General features: G+C 37.2%; 18 protein-coding genes and 1 pseudogene. 7 read left to right on the top strand and 12 right to left on the bottom strand.

All coding sequences use genetic code 11. The features are described 5' to 3' along the window. Positions 1 to 8: 8 nt before the first annotated feature. The 4 genes from RWO85_RS03215 to RWO85_RS03230 form a co-directional block, all read right to left on the bottom strand. On the bottom strand, positions 9 to 476 hold the full coding sequence (locus tag RWO85_RS03215) for a hypothetical protein (RefSeq protein WP_314414032.1): 468 nt from the start codon (positions 474 to 476) through the stop codon (positions 9 to 11). Next, positions 476 to 1,756, bottom strand: coding sequence for a histidine--tRNA ligase (gene hisS, locus RWO85_RS03220; RefSeq protein WP_314413983.1), 1,281 nt, complete (start codon positions 1,754 to 1,756; stop codon positions 476 to 478). Before hisS ends, RWO85_RS03215 begins: the two co-directional genes overlap by 1 nt. Before the next feature lie 77 nt (positions 1,757 to 1,833). Beyond that, entirely contained in the window at positions 1,834 to 3,081 is a 1,248-nt protein-coding gene (locus RWO85_RS03225) for a transporter (RefSeq protein ID WP_314413984.1), read from the bottom strand. Positions 3,082 to 3,278: 197 nt separating this feature from the next. Continuing rightward, positions 3,279 to 4,130: an Rgg/GadR/MutR family transcriptional regulator gene (locus RWO85_RS03230; protein WP_314413986.1), complete on the bottom strand. Its 852-nt coding sequence runs from the start codon at positions 4,128 to 4,130 to the stop codon at positions 3,279 to 3,281. A 124-nt stretch (positions 4,131 to 4,254) separates the two neighbouring features. On the opposite strand from RWO85_RS03230, the gene RWO85_RS03235 reads away from it, so the two are divergent. Then, on the top strand, positions 4,255 to 4,596 hold the full coding sequence (locus RWO85_RS03235) for a metal-sulfur cluster assembly factor (protein WP_001204052.1): 342 nt from the start codon (positions 4,255 to 4,257) through the stop codon (positions 4,594 to 4,596). Positions 4,597 to 4,801: 205 nt separating this feature from the next. On the opposite strand, the gene ilvD is transcribed toward RWO85_RS03235, so the two are convergent. Further along, positions 4,802 to 6,505, bottom strand: a complete 1,704-nt coding sequence (gene ilvD / locus RWO85_RS03240; RefSeq protein ID WP_000137343.1) for a dihydroxy-acid dehydratase — start codon at positions 6,503 to 6,505, stop codon at positions 4,802 to 4,804. 230 nt (positions 6,506 to 6,735) lie between these two features. Here ilvD and rpmF point away from each other — a divergent pair, with 230 nt between their 5' ends. The 5 genes from rpmF to RWO85_RS03265 all read left to right on the top strand — a co-directional run bounded on the left by rpmF (position 6,736) and on the right by RWO85_RS03265 (position 10,433). Next, positions 6,736 to 6,918 carry a 50S ribosomal protein L32 gene (gene rpmF, locus RWO85_RS03245; protein WP_000290417.1) on the top strand — a complete coding sequence of 61 codons (183 nt, stop codon included), beginning with the start codon at positions 6,736 to 6,738 and terminating at the stop codon, positions 6,916 to 6,918. Positions 6,919 to 6,933: 15 nt separating this feature from the next. Then, positions 6,934 to 7,083, top strand: a complete 150-nt coding sequence (rpmG, locus tag RWO85_RS03250) for a 50S ribosomal protein L33 (RefSeq protein ID WP_001265622.1) — start codon at positions 6,934 to 6,936, stop codon at positions 7,081 to 7,083. Between the two features lie 142 nt (positions 7,084 to 7,225). Beyond that, positions 7,226 to 8,230, top strand: coding sequence for a DNA cytosine methyltransferase (locus RWO85_RS03255; protein ID WP_314413987.1), 1,005 nt, complete (start codon positions 7,226 to 7,228; stop codon positions 8,228 to 8,230). After that, the gene (locus tag RWO85_RS03260) at positions 8,223 to 9,230 is read left to right on the top strand and encodes a DNA adenine methylase (protein WP_314413988.1); all 1,008 of its coding nucleotides are present in this window, start codon (positions 8,223 to 8,225) and stop codon (positions 9,228 to 9,230) included. Before RWO85_RS03255 ends, RWO85_RS03260 begins: the two co-directional genes overlap by 8 nt. Positions 9,231 to 9,239: 9 nt before the next feature. Next, on the top strand, positions 9,240 to 10,433 hold the full coding sequence (locus RWO85_RS03265) for a hypothetical protein (protein WP_314413990.1): 1,194 nt from the start codon (positions 9,240 to 9,242) through the stop codon (positions 10,431 to 10,433). A 319-nt stretch (positions 10,434 to 10,752) separates the two neighbouring features. Here the strand turns inward: RWO85_RS03265 and RWO85_RS10370 are convergent, their stop codons facing one another. The 6 genes from RWO85_RS10370 to RWO85_RS03290 form a co-directional block, all read right to left on the bottom strand. Then, the gene (locus RWO85_RS10370; RefSeq protein WP_399553585.1) at positions 10,753 to 10,890 is read right to left on the bottom strand and encodes a helix-turn-helix domain-containing protein; all 138 of its coding nucleotides are present in this window, start codon (positions 10,888 to 10,890) and stop codon (positions 10,753 to 10,755) included. Positions 10,891 to 11,450: 560 nt separating this feature from the next. Beyond that, on the bottom strand, positions 11,451 to 11,678 hold the full coding sequence (locus tag RWO85_RS03270) for a 16S rRNA processing protein RimM (protein ID WP_314413992.1): 228 nt from the start codon (positions 11,676 to 11,678) through the stop codon (positions 11,451 to 11,453). 38 nt (positions 11,679 to 11,716) lie between these two features. Continuing rightward, entirely contained in the window at positions 11,717 to 11,959 is a 243-nt protein-coding gene (locus RWO85_RS03275) for a hypothetical protein (RefSeq protein WP_125454804.1), read from the bottom strand. A 43-nt stretch (positions 11,960 to 12,002) separates the two neighbouring features. After that, positions 12,003 to 12,272: a hypothetical protein gene (locus tag RWO85_RS03280; protein WP_314413993.1), complete on the bottom strand. Its 270-nt coding sequence runs from the start codon at positions 12,270 to 12,272 to the stop codon at positions 12,003 to 12,005. A 117-nt stretch (positions 12,273 to 12,389) separates the two neighbouring features. After that, on the bottom strand, positions 12,390 to 12,629 hold the full coding sequence (locus tag RWO85_RS03285) for a hypothetical protein (protein ID WP_314413995.1): 240 nt from the start codon (positions 12,627 to 12,629) through the stop codon (positions 12,390 to 12,392). A 10-nt stretch (positions 12,630 to 12,639) separates the two neighbouring features. After that, on the bottom strand, positions 12,640 to 12,828 hold the full coding sequence (locus RWO85_RS03290) for a hypothetical protein (protein ID WP_314413997.1): 189 nt from the start codon (positions 12,826 to 12,828) through the stop codon (positions 12,640 to 12,642). A gap of 460 nt (positions 12,829 to 13,288) precedes the next feature. On the opposite strand from RWO85_RS03290, the pseudogene RWO85_RS03295 reads away from it, so the two are divergent. Further along, positions 13,289 to 13,546, top strand: a pseudogene (locus RWO85_RS03295) (tyrosine-type recombinase/integrase); the annotation flags it as partial. A gap of 95 nt (positions 13,547 to 13,641) precedes the next feature. On the opposite strand, the gene rpsD reads toward RWO85_RS03295, so the two are convergent. After that, complete coding sequence (gene rpsD, locus RWO85_RS03300; RefSeq protein ID WP_000092756.1) at positions 13,642 to 14,253, bottom strand: 30S ribosomal protein S4; 612 nt, start codon at positions 14,251 to 14,253, stop codon at positions 13,642 to 13,644. Positions 14,254 to 14,311 lie beyond the last annotated feature (58 nt).

A 14,311-nucleotide genomic window follows, 5' to 3' on the forward strand; every position in this document is an offset into this window, starting at 1 on the left:
TTACACACCTACTCTCCCTCAAATTCAACGGTTTGGATATCCTCAATACGTTGCAACTTGAATTTTTCTTTCCCCTTTTTATCAACGCTACGTAGTTTGACCCATTCCTCGTCAACATCCACAACTTCCCAGTTATCTGGCCCAATATACACTCCCGTTATAATTGGTTTCTTTCCAATCATTTCTTGCAATAATCTCGACATTTCTGCGTTTCCTTTCTCTTTTCGCTCAAGCTTTTTGATTTTCTTCTCTAGTTTCTTGATTTTTTCAGAATGATTAGAATAAAAGAAAATCATAAATAGTATAAATACTACTACCCACATCATAGCTCCTTTCTGCTTCCTATTTCTTAACTTGAATTTATTGTAACACATCTTTTTCTTTTTGATAAGCATATTTGTCAAAAAGTTTATGATTTTTGTCATTTTGCAAAAGAAAAAGGTCAGGAGTGGGTTCCTGACCAGTTTTTCTACTATTAAAAGCCTAGTTTTTCAAAGATTTCTGAGAAGTTTTGGCTGATTGTCTCAAGTGACACTTGCACTTCTTCTCGTGTTTGATTGTTCTTGACCGTCACTTGTCCGCTTTCGACTTCACTCTCTCCTAGGGTGATGAGGGTCTTAGCCGCAAAGACATCGGCTGACTTGAACTGAGCTTTGAGCTTACGATTGAGGTAATCACGCTCTGCTTTGAATCCTTGTTGGCGAAGGGCTTGCACCAACTCCAAGGCCTTGACATTTGCTCCATCTCCCAAGACTGCGATATAGACATCTAGGGTGTTTTCGATAGGGAGAGCCACACCTTGCTTTTCAAGAATGAGAAGCAGGCGCTCTACACCAAGTCCAAAACCAAATCCAGCAGTTTCAGGGCCACCAAAGTAAGCAACCAAGCCATCGTAACGACCACCCGCGCAGACTGTCAGATCATTGCCCTCGATTTCAGTGATGAACTCGAAAATCGTGTGGTTATAGTAGTCCAGACCACGCACCATATTGGTATCGATGATATAGTCTACTCCAAGATTCTCCAACATCTGACGCACAGCATCAAAGTGGGCTTGGCTTTCTTCATCAAGGAAATCTAAGATAGACGGTGCATTCTCGACTGCTACCTTGTCTTCTTTCTCCTTAGAGTCCAAGACACGAAGAGGATTTTCCTCCAAACGACGTTGGCTATCCTTAGACAAGGTCTCCTTGAGCGGTGTCAAATAGTCAATCAAGGCTTGGCGGTAGGCTGCACGGCTCTCAGGATTTCCAAGAGTATTGAGGTGCAATTTGACACCTTGGATACCGATTTCTTTCAAGAAATGGGCTGCCATAGCGATAGTTTCCACATCGGTAGCTGGATTGCTAGATCCAAAACACTCAACACCAATCTGGTGGAATTGGCGCAAACGCCCTGCCTGTGGACGCTCATAACGGAACATAGGTCCCATGTAGTAGAACTTACTTGGCTTTTGCACTTCTGGTGCGAAAAGTTTATTTTCCACATAGGAACGGACAACGGGCGCAGTTCCTTCTGGACGGAGGGTAATATGGCGGTCACCCTTGTCATAGAAATCATACATTTCCTTGGTTACGATATCCGTTGTATCTCCGACAGAACGGCTGATAACCTCGTAATGCTCAAAAATGGGCGTGCGCACTTCTGCATAGTTATAGCGCTTGAAAATCTCACGGGCAAAGCCCTCAACGTACTGCCATTTGGCAGACTCAGCAGGTAAAATATCCTGCGTTCCTTTTGGTTTTTGTAATTTCATAGGGAATCCTCTTTAAACTTAATAGTCTTATTTTACCATAAATAAAGGGATTAAAACAGTGAGAAAAAATTTAGGATTTAGATATCATTTTTGAGATTAATAACTGTCAAAAGAATAGCCAGGAAGGAAAAACCAACAAATAGCATCCAAGTCAACTGTATATTCCATACGGCAACAAGTGAAAAACAGGCTGTTCCCACAGGTATGGATAAGGTGAACAATAAACCTAAAAAATTACTGGTACGAGCTAGAACCTCTGGAGCTAGATTTTTCAGGAGCATGGCACTAATCTTTGGTTGAACTTTACCAGACACATACAGAGTTGAACAGAGAAATAGTAAACCAAGTACGACTTGATTGAATAAATTAGCTAGACCAACTAGACTGAGTCCTACGGTCACCCACATCATCAATCTAGGCAGGGACTGCTTCCCAAAATAATCATTGCCCGTAAGGCTACTGATGATGATTGCTAACAAAGCACAGAATTGACTGATAAATAATGCCTCTGTGTAAGAAAAGTCCAAAAGAGAATGGCTCAAAAAGAAGATGTTATAGATGCTTCCTAAAGCGCCACCCAAGGCATTGATAAGCAAGACAGCAAAGATCATGAATCCAAAGTTTTTCTGTCCACCTTTAAGAAAAACGAGACGTAAATTTCGATAAATCGTTAGGAACTGCTCTTTGATCGGAAGCTTCTCATTTTTTAGAATTTCACCATCAGCAGATGACATTGACAGGCTCAATTTGCTTTTTCCTAAAAAGAGAATGACGGCTGATACTAGGAAGAAACAGGCATTGATTCCCGCAACGAGGGAAAAATTGTTGACCGATAGACCTAAGAGCCAGACTCCAAAAGCTTGACCACCAATAGCTGAAATATAGGTGATAAACTGGTTAAAAGAATAAGCCTCCATCAGATCGTCTTCAGCTACTTTTTCTTTAATGAGAGGCATGCGCAAGCCACCCGCAAAATCACTGATGACATCACTAATGACATTGATTAAACACAGGCTAGAAAAGGCAAAGAGACTAGCTTGCTGGACAACTAAAGCTGCTAGAAAAAATAAAATCGCCTGAAACAAACCACTATAGACCATCCATTTGACCTTGGCCCTCGTATAATCTGCCCGAATCCCTACAAAAACTGTAAAGAAAGTCGGAAGAATCATGACAATATTCGCCATAGCAACCGCAAAAGAGGCTTGTGGTAGGGTCGATGCATAGACGATAAATACCAGATTAAAAATCGAAGCACCAAAAGCATTGAAGAAGCGTGATAAAGTCAAAAGACGATAAGCTTGATTTCTAAACAATAGTTTCATAGATAATCTCCCTTCTTGTTATAAGTTCAATATGAAGTATGACCATAGTATAGCACTTATGAATTAGCGAGAAATTTTTTTGAATATATGCAACACACAAAATAAGCAAAGCAACGATAAAATCTCTTTGATGACCTGCGAGTAGTCAAAAGTTCTATCGCTTCAAATTTCAAATGATTTTCTTAGTTTGCAGATATTCAAGAATCGAGAGTTTTTCTATAGTAATCCGCAGATTTGTCACAACCAAGCATCTCAAAAATACGGACAGCATCTTCCATCTTTTTCTGACCTTCCTTGACTCTTCCCTGCTTGCTATCAAGGAGACCTTCTGCCCACAGATAAACAGTTCGGAAATAGGTTTCATTTTCATTGTAGAAATGCTCTTCGATGACACGTTTAAAATAAGAGGCATAGGTAAATTCTTCACACTCAATGCTAGCTAAAAAGCCATTCAATAGTATAGTGTGAAAAAGGTTTCGATTGCCAGACATTTCCATTAGAAAATCAGATTTACGTACCATCTCTCTAACATACCTAGTGAAAAGAGAAACAGATAGAAATGGTGAACTGACTGAAAATAAATTGAGTTCATAGATTCCCCAAATCTCGGTAGAAAACAGATAGTCATGAAGGACTTTTCCTTCCTCTGCTGTTAACTCTACACTTTCATCCATGCTCTTCATATAAGACTTGATAATAATGGCATTTAGAATATGTTTCTGTTTGTTTTGAGAATGGGCATGCTTTTGATACTCCCTGCGATACAAGTCCTCAAGCGGAGCTATATTCTTTGGATCCAAGACATCTATGATTTCTTTTCTCAACTCAGAATCTGTATCATGCTGAAAACCTCTCGCCAGAAAGAGGATTTCCTCTACACTGGCAGATATATTTTCTAGGGCAAATAGAAACTTTTCCACCGAAAGCTCACTCTGACCTGTTTCAAAGCGGGACAACATAGACGGCGAAAATTGTCCTCCAGTTGCTTGTCTCAGCGAGATATTTCTTGACTCTCGCAATTGTCTAAAGACTTTTCCAATCTGCTCCATAGGCTTCCCCTTAATTCAGCATTTTCTTTATGTTATCATATTTTTTCAGAAAATTCATCAAAAACTTGCCAAATTGTCAGAATTATGAGAAAATAGAGGATATTTATCACGTGGAGGGACTGCTATGAGAGACGATATCAAAATCAATGACCGTGCTTTGGCCTTGCAAGACCAAATTATCGAAAAACTAGAGAAGGTTTTTGATACAGATGTGGAATTGGATGTTTACAATCTAGGCCTGATTTATGAAATCAATCTGGACGAAACAGGCCTCTGTAAGATTGTCATGACCTTCACTGACACAGCCTGCGATTGCGCCGAAAGCCTGCCTATCGAAATCGTGGCAGGTCTGAAACAAATCGAGGGTATCGAAGATGTAAAGGTTGAAGTTACCTGGTCGCCTGCTTGGAAAATCACACGAATCAGTCGCTACGGCCGCATTGCCCTTGGACTACCACCTCGTTAAGCAGGTAAATCACTTTTGAAGATGAAAAGAAGCAAGCCGAAGTTGGCTTGCTTTTTGATACTCAATGAAGAGCAAACTAGAAAACTAGCCGCAGGTTGCTCAAAACAGTGTTTTGAGGTTGTAGATAGAACTGACGAAGTCAGTAACCATACCTACGGCAAGGCGACGTTGACGTGGTTTGAAGAGATTTTCGAAGAGTATGAGTTTATTTTTTACCTGACTTGTCCATATTCCAGAAGTCTGTCACGGCTCCGCGTGAAGCAGATGATACGATATGGGCATATTTACCAAGAACACCACGGCTGTAAAGTGGTGGCAAGGTTGTTTCTGCCTTGCGTTTTTCAAGTTCTTCCTCGGATACGGCCATGGAAATTTCTTTGGTATCTTGGTCAACCGTAACGATATCGCCTGTACGAAGGTAGGCAATTGGTCCACCATCCTGAGCTTCAGGAGCGATATGTCCAACAACCAGACCATAAGTACCACCAGAGAAACGACCATCTGTCAAGAGGGCAACCTTGTCTCCCTGACCTTTACCAACAATCATTGATGAAAGTGACAGCATCTCAGGCATACCAGGACCACCTTTAGGTCCAACGAAACGAACAACGACTACATCGCCATCAACGATTTCATCTGTCAGAACAGCCTGAATAGCATCTTCTTCTGAGTCAAAGACCTTAGCTGGTCCAACATGACGACGCACTTTCACACCTGATACTTTAGCAACCGCACCGTCAGGAGCAAGGTTCCCGTTCAAGATGATAAGCGGACCATCCGCACGTTTTGGATTTTCAAGTGGCATAATGACTTTTTGACCTGGTGTGAGGTCTGCAAAGTCAGCCAAATTCTCAGCAACTGTCTTACCAGTACATGTGATACGATCTCCGTGAAGGAAGCCATTCGCCAACAAGTACTTCATAACCGCAGGCACACCACCGACTTCGTAAAGATCTTGGAAGACATACTGACCAGATGGTTTCAAGTCAGCCAAGTGAGGCACACGTTCTTGGATCGTATTAAAGTCCTCAAGTGACAAGTCAACATTGGCAGCATGGGCAATGGCAAGCAAGTGAAGAGTGGCGTTTGTAGAACCACCGAGAGCCATGGTTACAGTGATGGCATCTTCAAAGGCTTCACGAGTCAAGATATCTGATGGTTTGAGACCAAGTTCCAACATCTTAACAACAGCACGTCCTGCTGCTTCGATGTCTTCTTTCTTGTCAGCTGATTCAGCTGGGTGAGATGAAGAGCCTGGCAAACTCATACCCAAAACTTCGATAGCAGTCGCCATGGTATTAGCAGTATACATACCACCACAGCCACCAGGGCCAGGGCAGGCATTACATTCAAGACGTTTCACGTCCTCAGCCGTCATGTCACCGTGGTTCCATTTCCCGATTCCCTCAAATACAGAAACCAAGTCAATGTCTTTTCCATCAAGATTTCCCGGTGCAATGGTTCCACCATAGGCGAAAATAGCTGGAATATCCATATTGGCAATGGCAATCATAGAACCAGGCATGTTCTTGTCACAGCCACCGATAGCAACAAAAGCATCGACGTTGTGACCTCCCATAGCCGCCTCGATTGAGTCCGCGATGATATCACGAGATGTCAAAGAGAAACGCATACCAGGCGTTCCCATGGCAATCCCATCCGCTACAGTAATAGTTCCAAACTGCACAGGCCAAGCACCTGCAGATTTGACACCTTCTTTAGCCAATTTCCCAAAATCATGCAGGTGAATGTTACATGGTGTATTTTCCGCCCAAGTCGAAATGACCCCAACAATCGGTGTTTCAAAGTCCTTATCTGTCATACCAGTCGCACGAAGCATGGCACGGTTTGGTGATTTTACCATACTGTCATAAATGCTACTGCGGTGACGTTTATCTAATTCAGTCATTTGTTCCCTCCCATTTCAGTTTTTACTATTATAGCACATTTTAAAAGCAATGAACAGAAGAAAATTCTTGAATTTTCAGAAAATTTCGATTAATTTGCTTGATGACCTTCTAATTTTTTCATCTTTTTTTGTCAAGTAACTTTACTTTACAAAAAAAATGTGTTATCCTAGTATGGTTGATGAAAATCAGTAGATTGAATCGAATATAAATACCTAAAGGAGAAATCAAAATGGCAGTACCTGCACGTCGCACTTCAAAAGCGAAGAAAAACAAACGTCGTACACACTACAAAGTAACAGCTCCATCTGTAAACTTTGACGAAACTACTGGAGATTACTCACGTTCTCACCGTGTATCACTTAAAGGATACTACAAAGGACGTAAAATCGCTAAAGCTGCATCAGCTGAATAATAGAAGGGAGATACCATGCGCGTAAATATTACACTTGAACACAAAGAATCTGGTGAACGCTTGTACCTTACTTCTAAAAACAAACGTAACACTCCAGACCGTCTTCAATTGAAGAAATACTCACCAAAACTTCGCAAACACGTTGTGTTTACAGAAGTTAAATAAATATATTATATAAAATTCAGCGATTAATTTCGCTGTTTTTTTACAGACTATTTTTTTCCAGTTAAACTATTATTTTGTATTAATCACTACAAAATAATAGTATCAATAAATATAATGAAAGAGGTAAAATTAGAACAAGCTAATGAGTAAATACAAAGTAATTGACCTTTTTTCTGGTTCCGGAGGTCTATCATTAGGATTTGCACAAGCAGGATTCGAAAATTTATTTTCTGTTGAATTTAATCATCAAGCCGCTAAAACATACAGAAGAAATTTCCCACATCACACTTTGATTGAAGGGGATATCAAAGAAGTCTCAAACTCGAAGATTAGAGAACTCCAAAATAATAACATTGTAGATATTATCGTAGGCGGTCCCCCATGCCAAGGGTTCAGCATCGCTGGTAATATTGGTCGGCGTTTTGTAGATGATGAGAGAAATAAGCTATTCAAAGAATTTGTGAGATTTGTTCATGTTCTTCAACCTAAGATGTTTTTAATGGAAAATGTAGCAAGACTTGCAACACATAATAAAGGACAAACAATAAAAGAAATTCTGACAGAATTCGAAAATTTAGGATATGATGTAAAAGCAGAGGTTTTACAAGCAGCAGATTATGGAGTTCCTCAAAAAAGGCAGCGTATCTTTATTGTCGGTACAAAATGTGGTGTATTCCATTATCCAAAGAAACAAGGAATTACACCAACTGTTCGAGAAACAATTGATGATTTGCCTCCTCTCAAAAATGGTCAGAGTTCAGAAATACCTAATCATTTTGCTATGACTCACTCAGAACAAATGCTTCAAAAAATGTCATATGTTAAAGATGGTGGGGATCGAAATGATATCCCTACTGAAATCCGCCCTAAATCAGGAGATGTAAGAAAATATATTCGATATGCAAGTAACAAACCATCAGTAACAATTACTGGAGATATGAGAAAAATATTTCATTATAGTCAAAACCGCGCCCTTTCTCCAAGAGAATTAGCCAGATTACAAACTTTTCCAGATAATTTCATTTTTGAAGGAAATAGCATATCTATTCAACAACAAATTGGAAATGCTGTGCCACCAAAATTAGCTAAAGCAATTGCCGAAGAGGTTAAGAAAACTTTAAAATCATATGAAGGAGATTATGTTTAATAACAAATTACCAAAGATAAATTATATTGGAAATAAAGAAAAGCTTTCTTCTTGGATTTTAGATAATTTTCCAATTACTCAAGGACGTGTGTTAGATCTTTTTGCCGGAGGTTCATCAGTATCCTTTGAATCAAAAAAGCGTGGGTTTGAAGTCTATTCAAATGATTCACTTTATGCTTCTTACGTTGTAAATAAAGCATTAATCGAAAATAAAGACACTTTACTTTCACAAGAAGAAATACTAAAATTTGCTGATTTTGATGATTTCAACCTACGAAAACAGCTATCTTGGTTAGAAAATACATTATATTATCCACACGAAATTGATGAACTTTCAAAACTTGTATTTTTTTCCAACCATCTAAAAGGTTATAAAAAATTTTTGCTTCAATCCCTAATAAGGAGAGCAATGATTCGTAAATTACCTTACTCTCGAATGAACCTTGATTGGAATAATATTTTAAAACTAAGAGACGAGGAATACTCTTATAAAAAATACGGCAGACGTAGAGCTTATCATAATGAACCTTTCATAAATCACATCTTATCTGATTTAAATAGTTATAACAACGCCATTTTTGACAATAAAAAACAAAATAAGGTCTTCCAATTAGATGCTTTACAAGCAATTAAAAAATCAAAGCAGGTTGATATCATTTATTTAGATCCCCCATACCCTGGAACTATGAATAACTATGATTCTTTTTACGGAAAATTTGATAAAATTTTCCGTAAAAATATTGATTATATAGACATAACTAATCGTTCAAATTTCTTACCATACTTTGAAAAAATAGTCGAATTAGCAAGTGTACACTCTGAATATCTCGTTTTAAGTCTAAACTCTGCATCTCAAAATATTTTTGATATTATGGTCGAGATGTTTGAGTTTTATGGAGATGTTGAAGTTAAGGAGAAGAAACATAATTATCAAGTTAGCGGTAAAAATACAAAGAATAAAAATATTGAAATGATAGCAATAGTTAAATTTTATAAATAAGGTAAACATATGAATTCAAGATTAAACTCAAGAAAAAAAGTTATTCAAGTTCAGAACTATGAAAATTATTGGAAATGCACACTCGCGCTCACAAATTTTTACGGAGACCAATTCAAAAGGACTTTAGAAGTTATCATTAATCATATCGATAAATATGAATTAGGTAATCGTACACCTTCTGATCTAATAAAAAACCTTAACTCTAATCATAAACAATTTACAGCAATAGCTCACTATCAGGACTTACAAAACGATATCCAACATCTTTTCCCAAACGATGATAAAACCGGAGCAACTACGAGAAAACAGCTAAACACCTTTGTTAAACTCGGCTTTATTAAACCATATCTGAATGGGTACGTACCTGCCGCAAAACAGTATATTAAACGAAATCAAACTAATAATGAATTACGCCGATTATTTTCAGATACTGTATATCAATATTCATCATTTAATTCATCTATGACATCCGATGATAGCGAAACAAATCAAATTAAGTTTCTTGTAAATACTCTTTTAAATAAATCTGATAAAAAATTAGAAATGGATGAGTTACTTGGTGTCATGCAAATGGACGTGACTGCTAGCCCTTATGCCACTGATAAGAAAATCCTACAGGATAAGAATTGGGCAAACCATATAAACTTCTTTAAACGTAAATACAATCAAGTAGCTCATCTCAAAGCTGTTTTGTCAAATCTAAACTTATTTGAGGTAATAAAAAAAGATAAGAAGCAATTTATGATTTGTCTCTCTGAAAACGCCCATGAATTTTTACCTGATAAAGGTAATACTACTCGCGACTCCTATCGTTTTGCTCTTATGAAAAAGGCTGTTTTCGAAGAAAGCAATCGTATTTATGGTAAAAAAATTTCATGGTTCTCTAAGGAGGAACAAGAAGGATTAGTTGTCTCACATATCTATGCTTCCGCTGAAGCTTTAGCTAATCGACAATTGGATGCAGCTTATGACCCTAACAATGCACTATTATTAAAACCAGGTGATGAAGACCAGTACTTTGATAAGTACAAGATGACATTCGATAATAACGGATTCCCTATTTTCTCCACTGAAGTTAGAAAGGATTTCATTTCACTATCCCGAAAAAATGGCTATAAAATTGATGAAGAAATTCTTACTTCTAAGAGACTTTCATATTTGATAAATTATCATAAACTCAGATTCCCAGAGTACAAAGATTAGTATTCATCACTTAAAAATAATGTAGTGTTCATCTGAAAAATTAGCTCATTTCAAAATCAAATTTTGAATTACTCCCAGTCTAGGGGGCAATGAAATAATAAGATATTATACAACAGCCTTGCTCCTCTTGATATGAGGAACAAGGCTGTTGTATTGCCGAATAAAACTTCTGAAATAAGTTCCCATACTTCTCAATAACCGCTCGATAATCTTTATCATGGGTAATGGTAGAGTTAACAATTTCAATACGTTCTTAAAAAATTATCTTAAGTCCTTATTTTCATACGGAAATCTCCTTTAACTATGAACTATATTCTTTCTATCCCTGACTCTCTTTGAAATCTTCTACACCATCTTTTTTATACTTACAAATCCAATTTCTGATGGTTTCATCACTTACTCTAAACATTTTTATTAAAGTCGATATCGATTTTTCTTGTTCAATATAAAAAAACAACTTCTAACTTTTCATCCACCGATTTCAGACTTCTTTTTAACATACGAAAACTCCCCCTTAGTTTCGATGGTTTTTTTTGCTACCCTCTTAAAGGGTTAACTATTACTTCTTACGTTTCTTAAGACATAACTTGAAAAGTTCAGATAACACGTTAATAAGTAACGGAGCTAGAAACACTGTGAGTAAAGTTTCTAGCATATGTAACACCTCCCTTCCTTAAATTGAGGGGGCCAAAACATTATATCATACCAGATTTATAGCTTAATTCTTGGCATAGATAGGCTTAGATGCACAAATAACCTTACTAGCAAATTTCTAAACAAACCCAGAAATCAACATTTTAAGACAAAGCAAAAAGCCCCTAGATTCATAGTTAAGGGCTGATTGACTTGCAAGGATAGGCAGGACTGTCGAGGCTCCTGCATTTCTCGACCCACTATAAGTGGCGCGTTGGTGACAGATTCTCAACCTCTATCCTTCATATCTTAATTATAGCACTTTTTTCTCAACTTTCAATCTGTGCATCTGAATTTATTGTCTATCTTTTTCTCTAGTGTCCTTCAACCATATTGTACTTCAACCTCACTCATGATTTCCAGCAAAGTTTTCCCTTTAATCTGTAAAGAAATTAACTCATCAAAAGATGACACTTTAAATTCATTATCTCCAAGGACGACTACAATGTCATAAACAGAATTAGGGAAAATCCCACATGCTTGACCCTTATAATCAAAAGAAGCGTCCCAACCATTGTCATACAATGTTCGTAAATCATCTAATATTACCATAATATGTCTTGATTCTCCTATATAAAATATTCCGCAGCTTATCCAAAGCCATACGAAAACTTATCTGGCAATTCTTTTCCTAACTTAATGCTTTTACTTAAAGTATCTTTTACAAACGAAGCGAATTGTCCTAAATCATCTCCAACATAGCTATATTCCAAAGTAATTTTATCGATAGTTGCAATACCTTTACAACCTCCACTCACAATAGAATACTGCCTCTTAGAGGCTCCATCTTCTATTTTGTACATCGTAATAATTTGTTTATCAATCTTTGTCATTTTCTATTTAGTGTGAAATAAGTGCTTGAATTATTCTTGGTGCTCAAAAATATAATTGCAACAAGGTATCGAAATCGTCTTCGAAAACATTTTGACTATTTTGCTTTATTTGTTTAATAATATTATCCTTAGTATCTCTATCAAAAGGCAGTATTTCAAATGCTTCTTCTTTTACTAAGAATTCCCCGTTTTCTCCCTGAAATTGCCTTGTCAATTCTCTAAGTTGATCCTCAAGTTCAAGAGACTGAATCACTTTGTAATCAACATTATCTTCGATTGCATCTAGTAACAAACTGATTGAAATTTTAATCATCTTTAAATACTTCTATTTTCTATTAGTCCTTATATATCTTTTATCACAAACACCATATTCTTGCTACAATTCTATCGATCCATTAAGCTTCGCTATCCGATCTCCTAAATACCGCCTCTATATCATCAAGTCGTCCTCAGTGTAGTCAATCGCAAATGTATCTATTTCTAAGATCGATTTAGGTGGAGCTGAATGAATCATAGGGACACTACGTACCCTATACTCTTTTTCTCCAATTCTAACAAACTGATTGATTTTCAAATCTGAAAAATCAGGATTCTCAACAGTAATAGAAACAAGACGATGCGCTATTTTATAAACATCAATTATCTTATTTTTCATATTTAACTTGTCCATAATTATTATTTCAATACTTGTGTTCTGAGTAATCAAAACCAATTTTAGATTTAATACTATCAAATAAATCTAAAATAGATTGTGGAGTGTCTTTCTTAAACGATAAAGAAGGTTTATCTTGGTCTGGATAAACTTGGTCAACCCACTCATGAATTTGATTATAAAAAATCAAGAGCTCTTTACTTGGTGGTATCATCATATCTAAAACGAAACCTCCTTTACTTTAACTTCATTATAAACTTTCCTAGCCTAATATTCAATCAACAAGACACTATTACGATAGCTTTTTAGCTTCTTTTCTACTTCGTCAGTGGTCAAGCTGCTACTCCTTTATGATATAATTAGTTTAAAGAGAAGTGAGGTAGAAATGATAGTGTCGCTACGCAACTTCATAGTATGAGATGACGGGACAGGCACACCGTCCACTACTCTCGAGCGCTTAGATTATGCTAAGTGCTTTTTTACATTTTCTCGATGTTCGCTCTTGGTTCAAGTCCATTCTCCATACTATTTGGTAAGGAATTAGGAGACATTTTTATCTCTCCTATCTCCTTGTCATTATGTAAGCAATTAAGGCAAGTTATTGCTTTGCTTATCTGCTTATCATTTTGTAAACATCAAATTTAAAATGATAGACTTTTAAACTTCTCTTATTTCCTCAATACCCAAACAATAAAACACTAGCAACATGTTTAAACACACGTTTCAAACATGCTGGTGTTCCTAATATCGGATTCCACGGTTTTAGACACACACACACTAGTCTCTTGTTAAACTCTGGAATACCATATAAAGAACTGCAACACCGTCTAGGTCATTCTACACTAGCTATGGCTATGGACACTTACAGTCATCTCTCCAAAGAAAAAGCAAAAACAGCCGTCTCATTTTATGAGAAAGCTGTGAGTTCGTTATAAGTGATGATAAAAATGATGACAAACCCTGAAATCAACATTTTGAGACAAAGCAAAAAGCCCACTGTTGTAGGCTTCTTACAATATAAAGTCTTATCTTAAAGCATTTTGTTGTAGAATTCAACGACAAGTGCTTCGTTGATTTCTGGGTTGATTTCATCGCGTTCTGGCAAGCGAGTCAATGAACCTTCCAATTTTTCAGCGTCGAATGATACGAATGCTGGACGTCCAAGAGTAGCTTCTACTGCTTCAAGGATAGCTGGAACTTTCAATGATTTTTCACGAACTGAGATCACTTGACCTGGAGTTACACGGTATGATGGGATATCAACACGTTTTCCGTCAACAAGGATGTGACCGTGGTTTACGAATTGACGAGCTTGACGACGAGTAGTCGCAAGACCAAGACGGTAAACAACGTTATCCAAACGACGCTCCAAAAGAAGCATGAAGTTGAAACCTAGGATTCCGCCTTTGATTTTTGTAGCTTGTACGAACAAGTTACGGAATTGTTTTTCACCTACACCATAAGTGAAACGAAGTTTTTGTTTTTCAGCCAATTGCAAACCGTATTCTGACAATTTAGAACGGTTGTTTGGTCCGTGTTGTCCTGGTACGTAGTTACGACGTGCCAATTCTTTACCTGTACCTGTAAGTGAAAGGCCAAGGCGACGAGCTTGTTTCCAAGATGGTCCTGTATAACGTGACATGTGAATGTCCTCCTGATATAAATAATATTTCGGTGGAAATAGTCACTTAGAAAGCCCT

Origin of the sequence: uncultured Streptococcus sp., assembly GCF_963521865.1 — a bacterium.
Classification (GTDB): Bacteria; Bacillota; Bacilli; order Lactobacillales; family Streptococcaceae; genus Streptococcus.

Bases quoted from the DNA above. Each gene is read 5' to 3' on its own strand.
- hisS (WP_314413983.1), bottom strand. From the start codon at position 1,756: ATGAAATTACAAAAACCAAAAGGAACGCAGGATATTTTACCTGCTGAG.
- RWO85_RS03225 (WP_314413984.1), bottom strand. From the start codon at position 3,081: ATGAAACTATTGTTTAGAAATCAAGCTTATCGTCTTTTGACTTTATCA.
- RWO85_RS03230 (WP_314413986.1), bottom strand. From the start codon at position 4,130: ATGGAGCAGATTGGAAAAGTCTTTAGACAATTGCGAGAGTCAAGAAAT.
- RWO85_RS03235 (WP_001204052.1), top strand. From the start codon at position 4,255: ATGAGAGACGATATCAAAATCAATGACCGTGCTTTGGCCTTGCAAGAC.
- ilvD (WP_000137343.1), bottom strand. From the start codon at position 6,505: ATGACTGAATTAGATAAACGTCACCGCAGTAGCATTTATGACAGTATG.
- rpmF (WP_000290417.1), top strand. From the start codon at position 6,736: ATGGCAGTACCTGCACGTCGCACTTCAAAAGCGAAGAAAAACAAACGT.
- rpmG (WP_001265622.1), top strand. From the start codon at position 6,934: ATGCGCGTAAATATTACACTTGAACACAAAGAATCTGGTGAACGCTTG.
- RWO85_RS03255 (WP_314413987.1), top strand. From the start codon at position 7,226: ATGAGTAAATACAAAGTAATTGACCTTTTTTCTGGTTCCGGAGGTCTA.
- RWO85_RS03260 (WP_314413988.1), top strand. From the start codon at position 8,223: ATGTTTAATAACAAATTACCAAAGATAAATTATATTGGAAATAAAGAA.
- RWO85_RS03265 (WP_314413990.1), top strand. From the start codon at position 9,240: ATGAATTCAAGATTAAACTCAAGAAAAAAAGTTATTCAAGTTCAGAAC.
- RWO85_RS03270 (WP_314413992.1), bottom strand. From the start codon at position 11,678: ATGGTAATATTAGATGATTTACGAACATTGTATGACAATGGTTGGGAC.
- RWO85_RS03275 (WP_125454804.1), bottom strand. From the start codon at position 11,959: ATGACAAAGATTGATAAACAAATTATTACGATGTACAAAATAGAAGAT.
- RWO85_RS03280 (WP_314413993.1), bottom strand. From the start codon at position 12,272: ATGATTAAAATTTCAATCAGTTTGTTACTAGATGCAATCGAAGATAAT.
- RWO85_RS03285 (WP_314413995.1), bottom strand. From the start codon at position 12,629: ATGGACAAGTTAAATATGAAAAATAAGATAATTGATGTTTATAAAATA.
- RWO85_RS03290 (WP_314413997.1), bottom strand. From the start codon at position 12,828: ATGATGATACCACCAAGTAAAGAGCTCTTGATTTTTTATAATCAAATT.
- rpsD (WP_000092756.1), bottom strand. From the start codon at position 14,253: ATGTCACGTTATACAGGACCATCTTGGAAACAAGCTCGTCGCCTTGGC.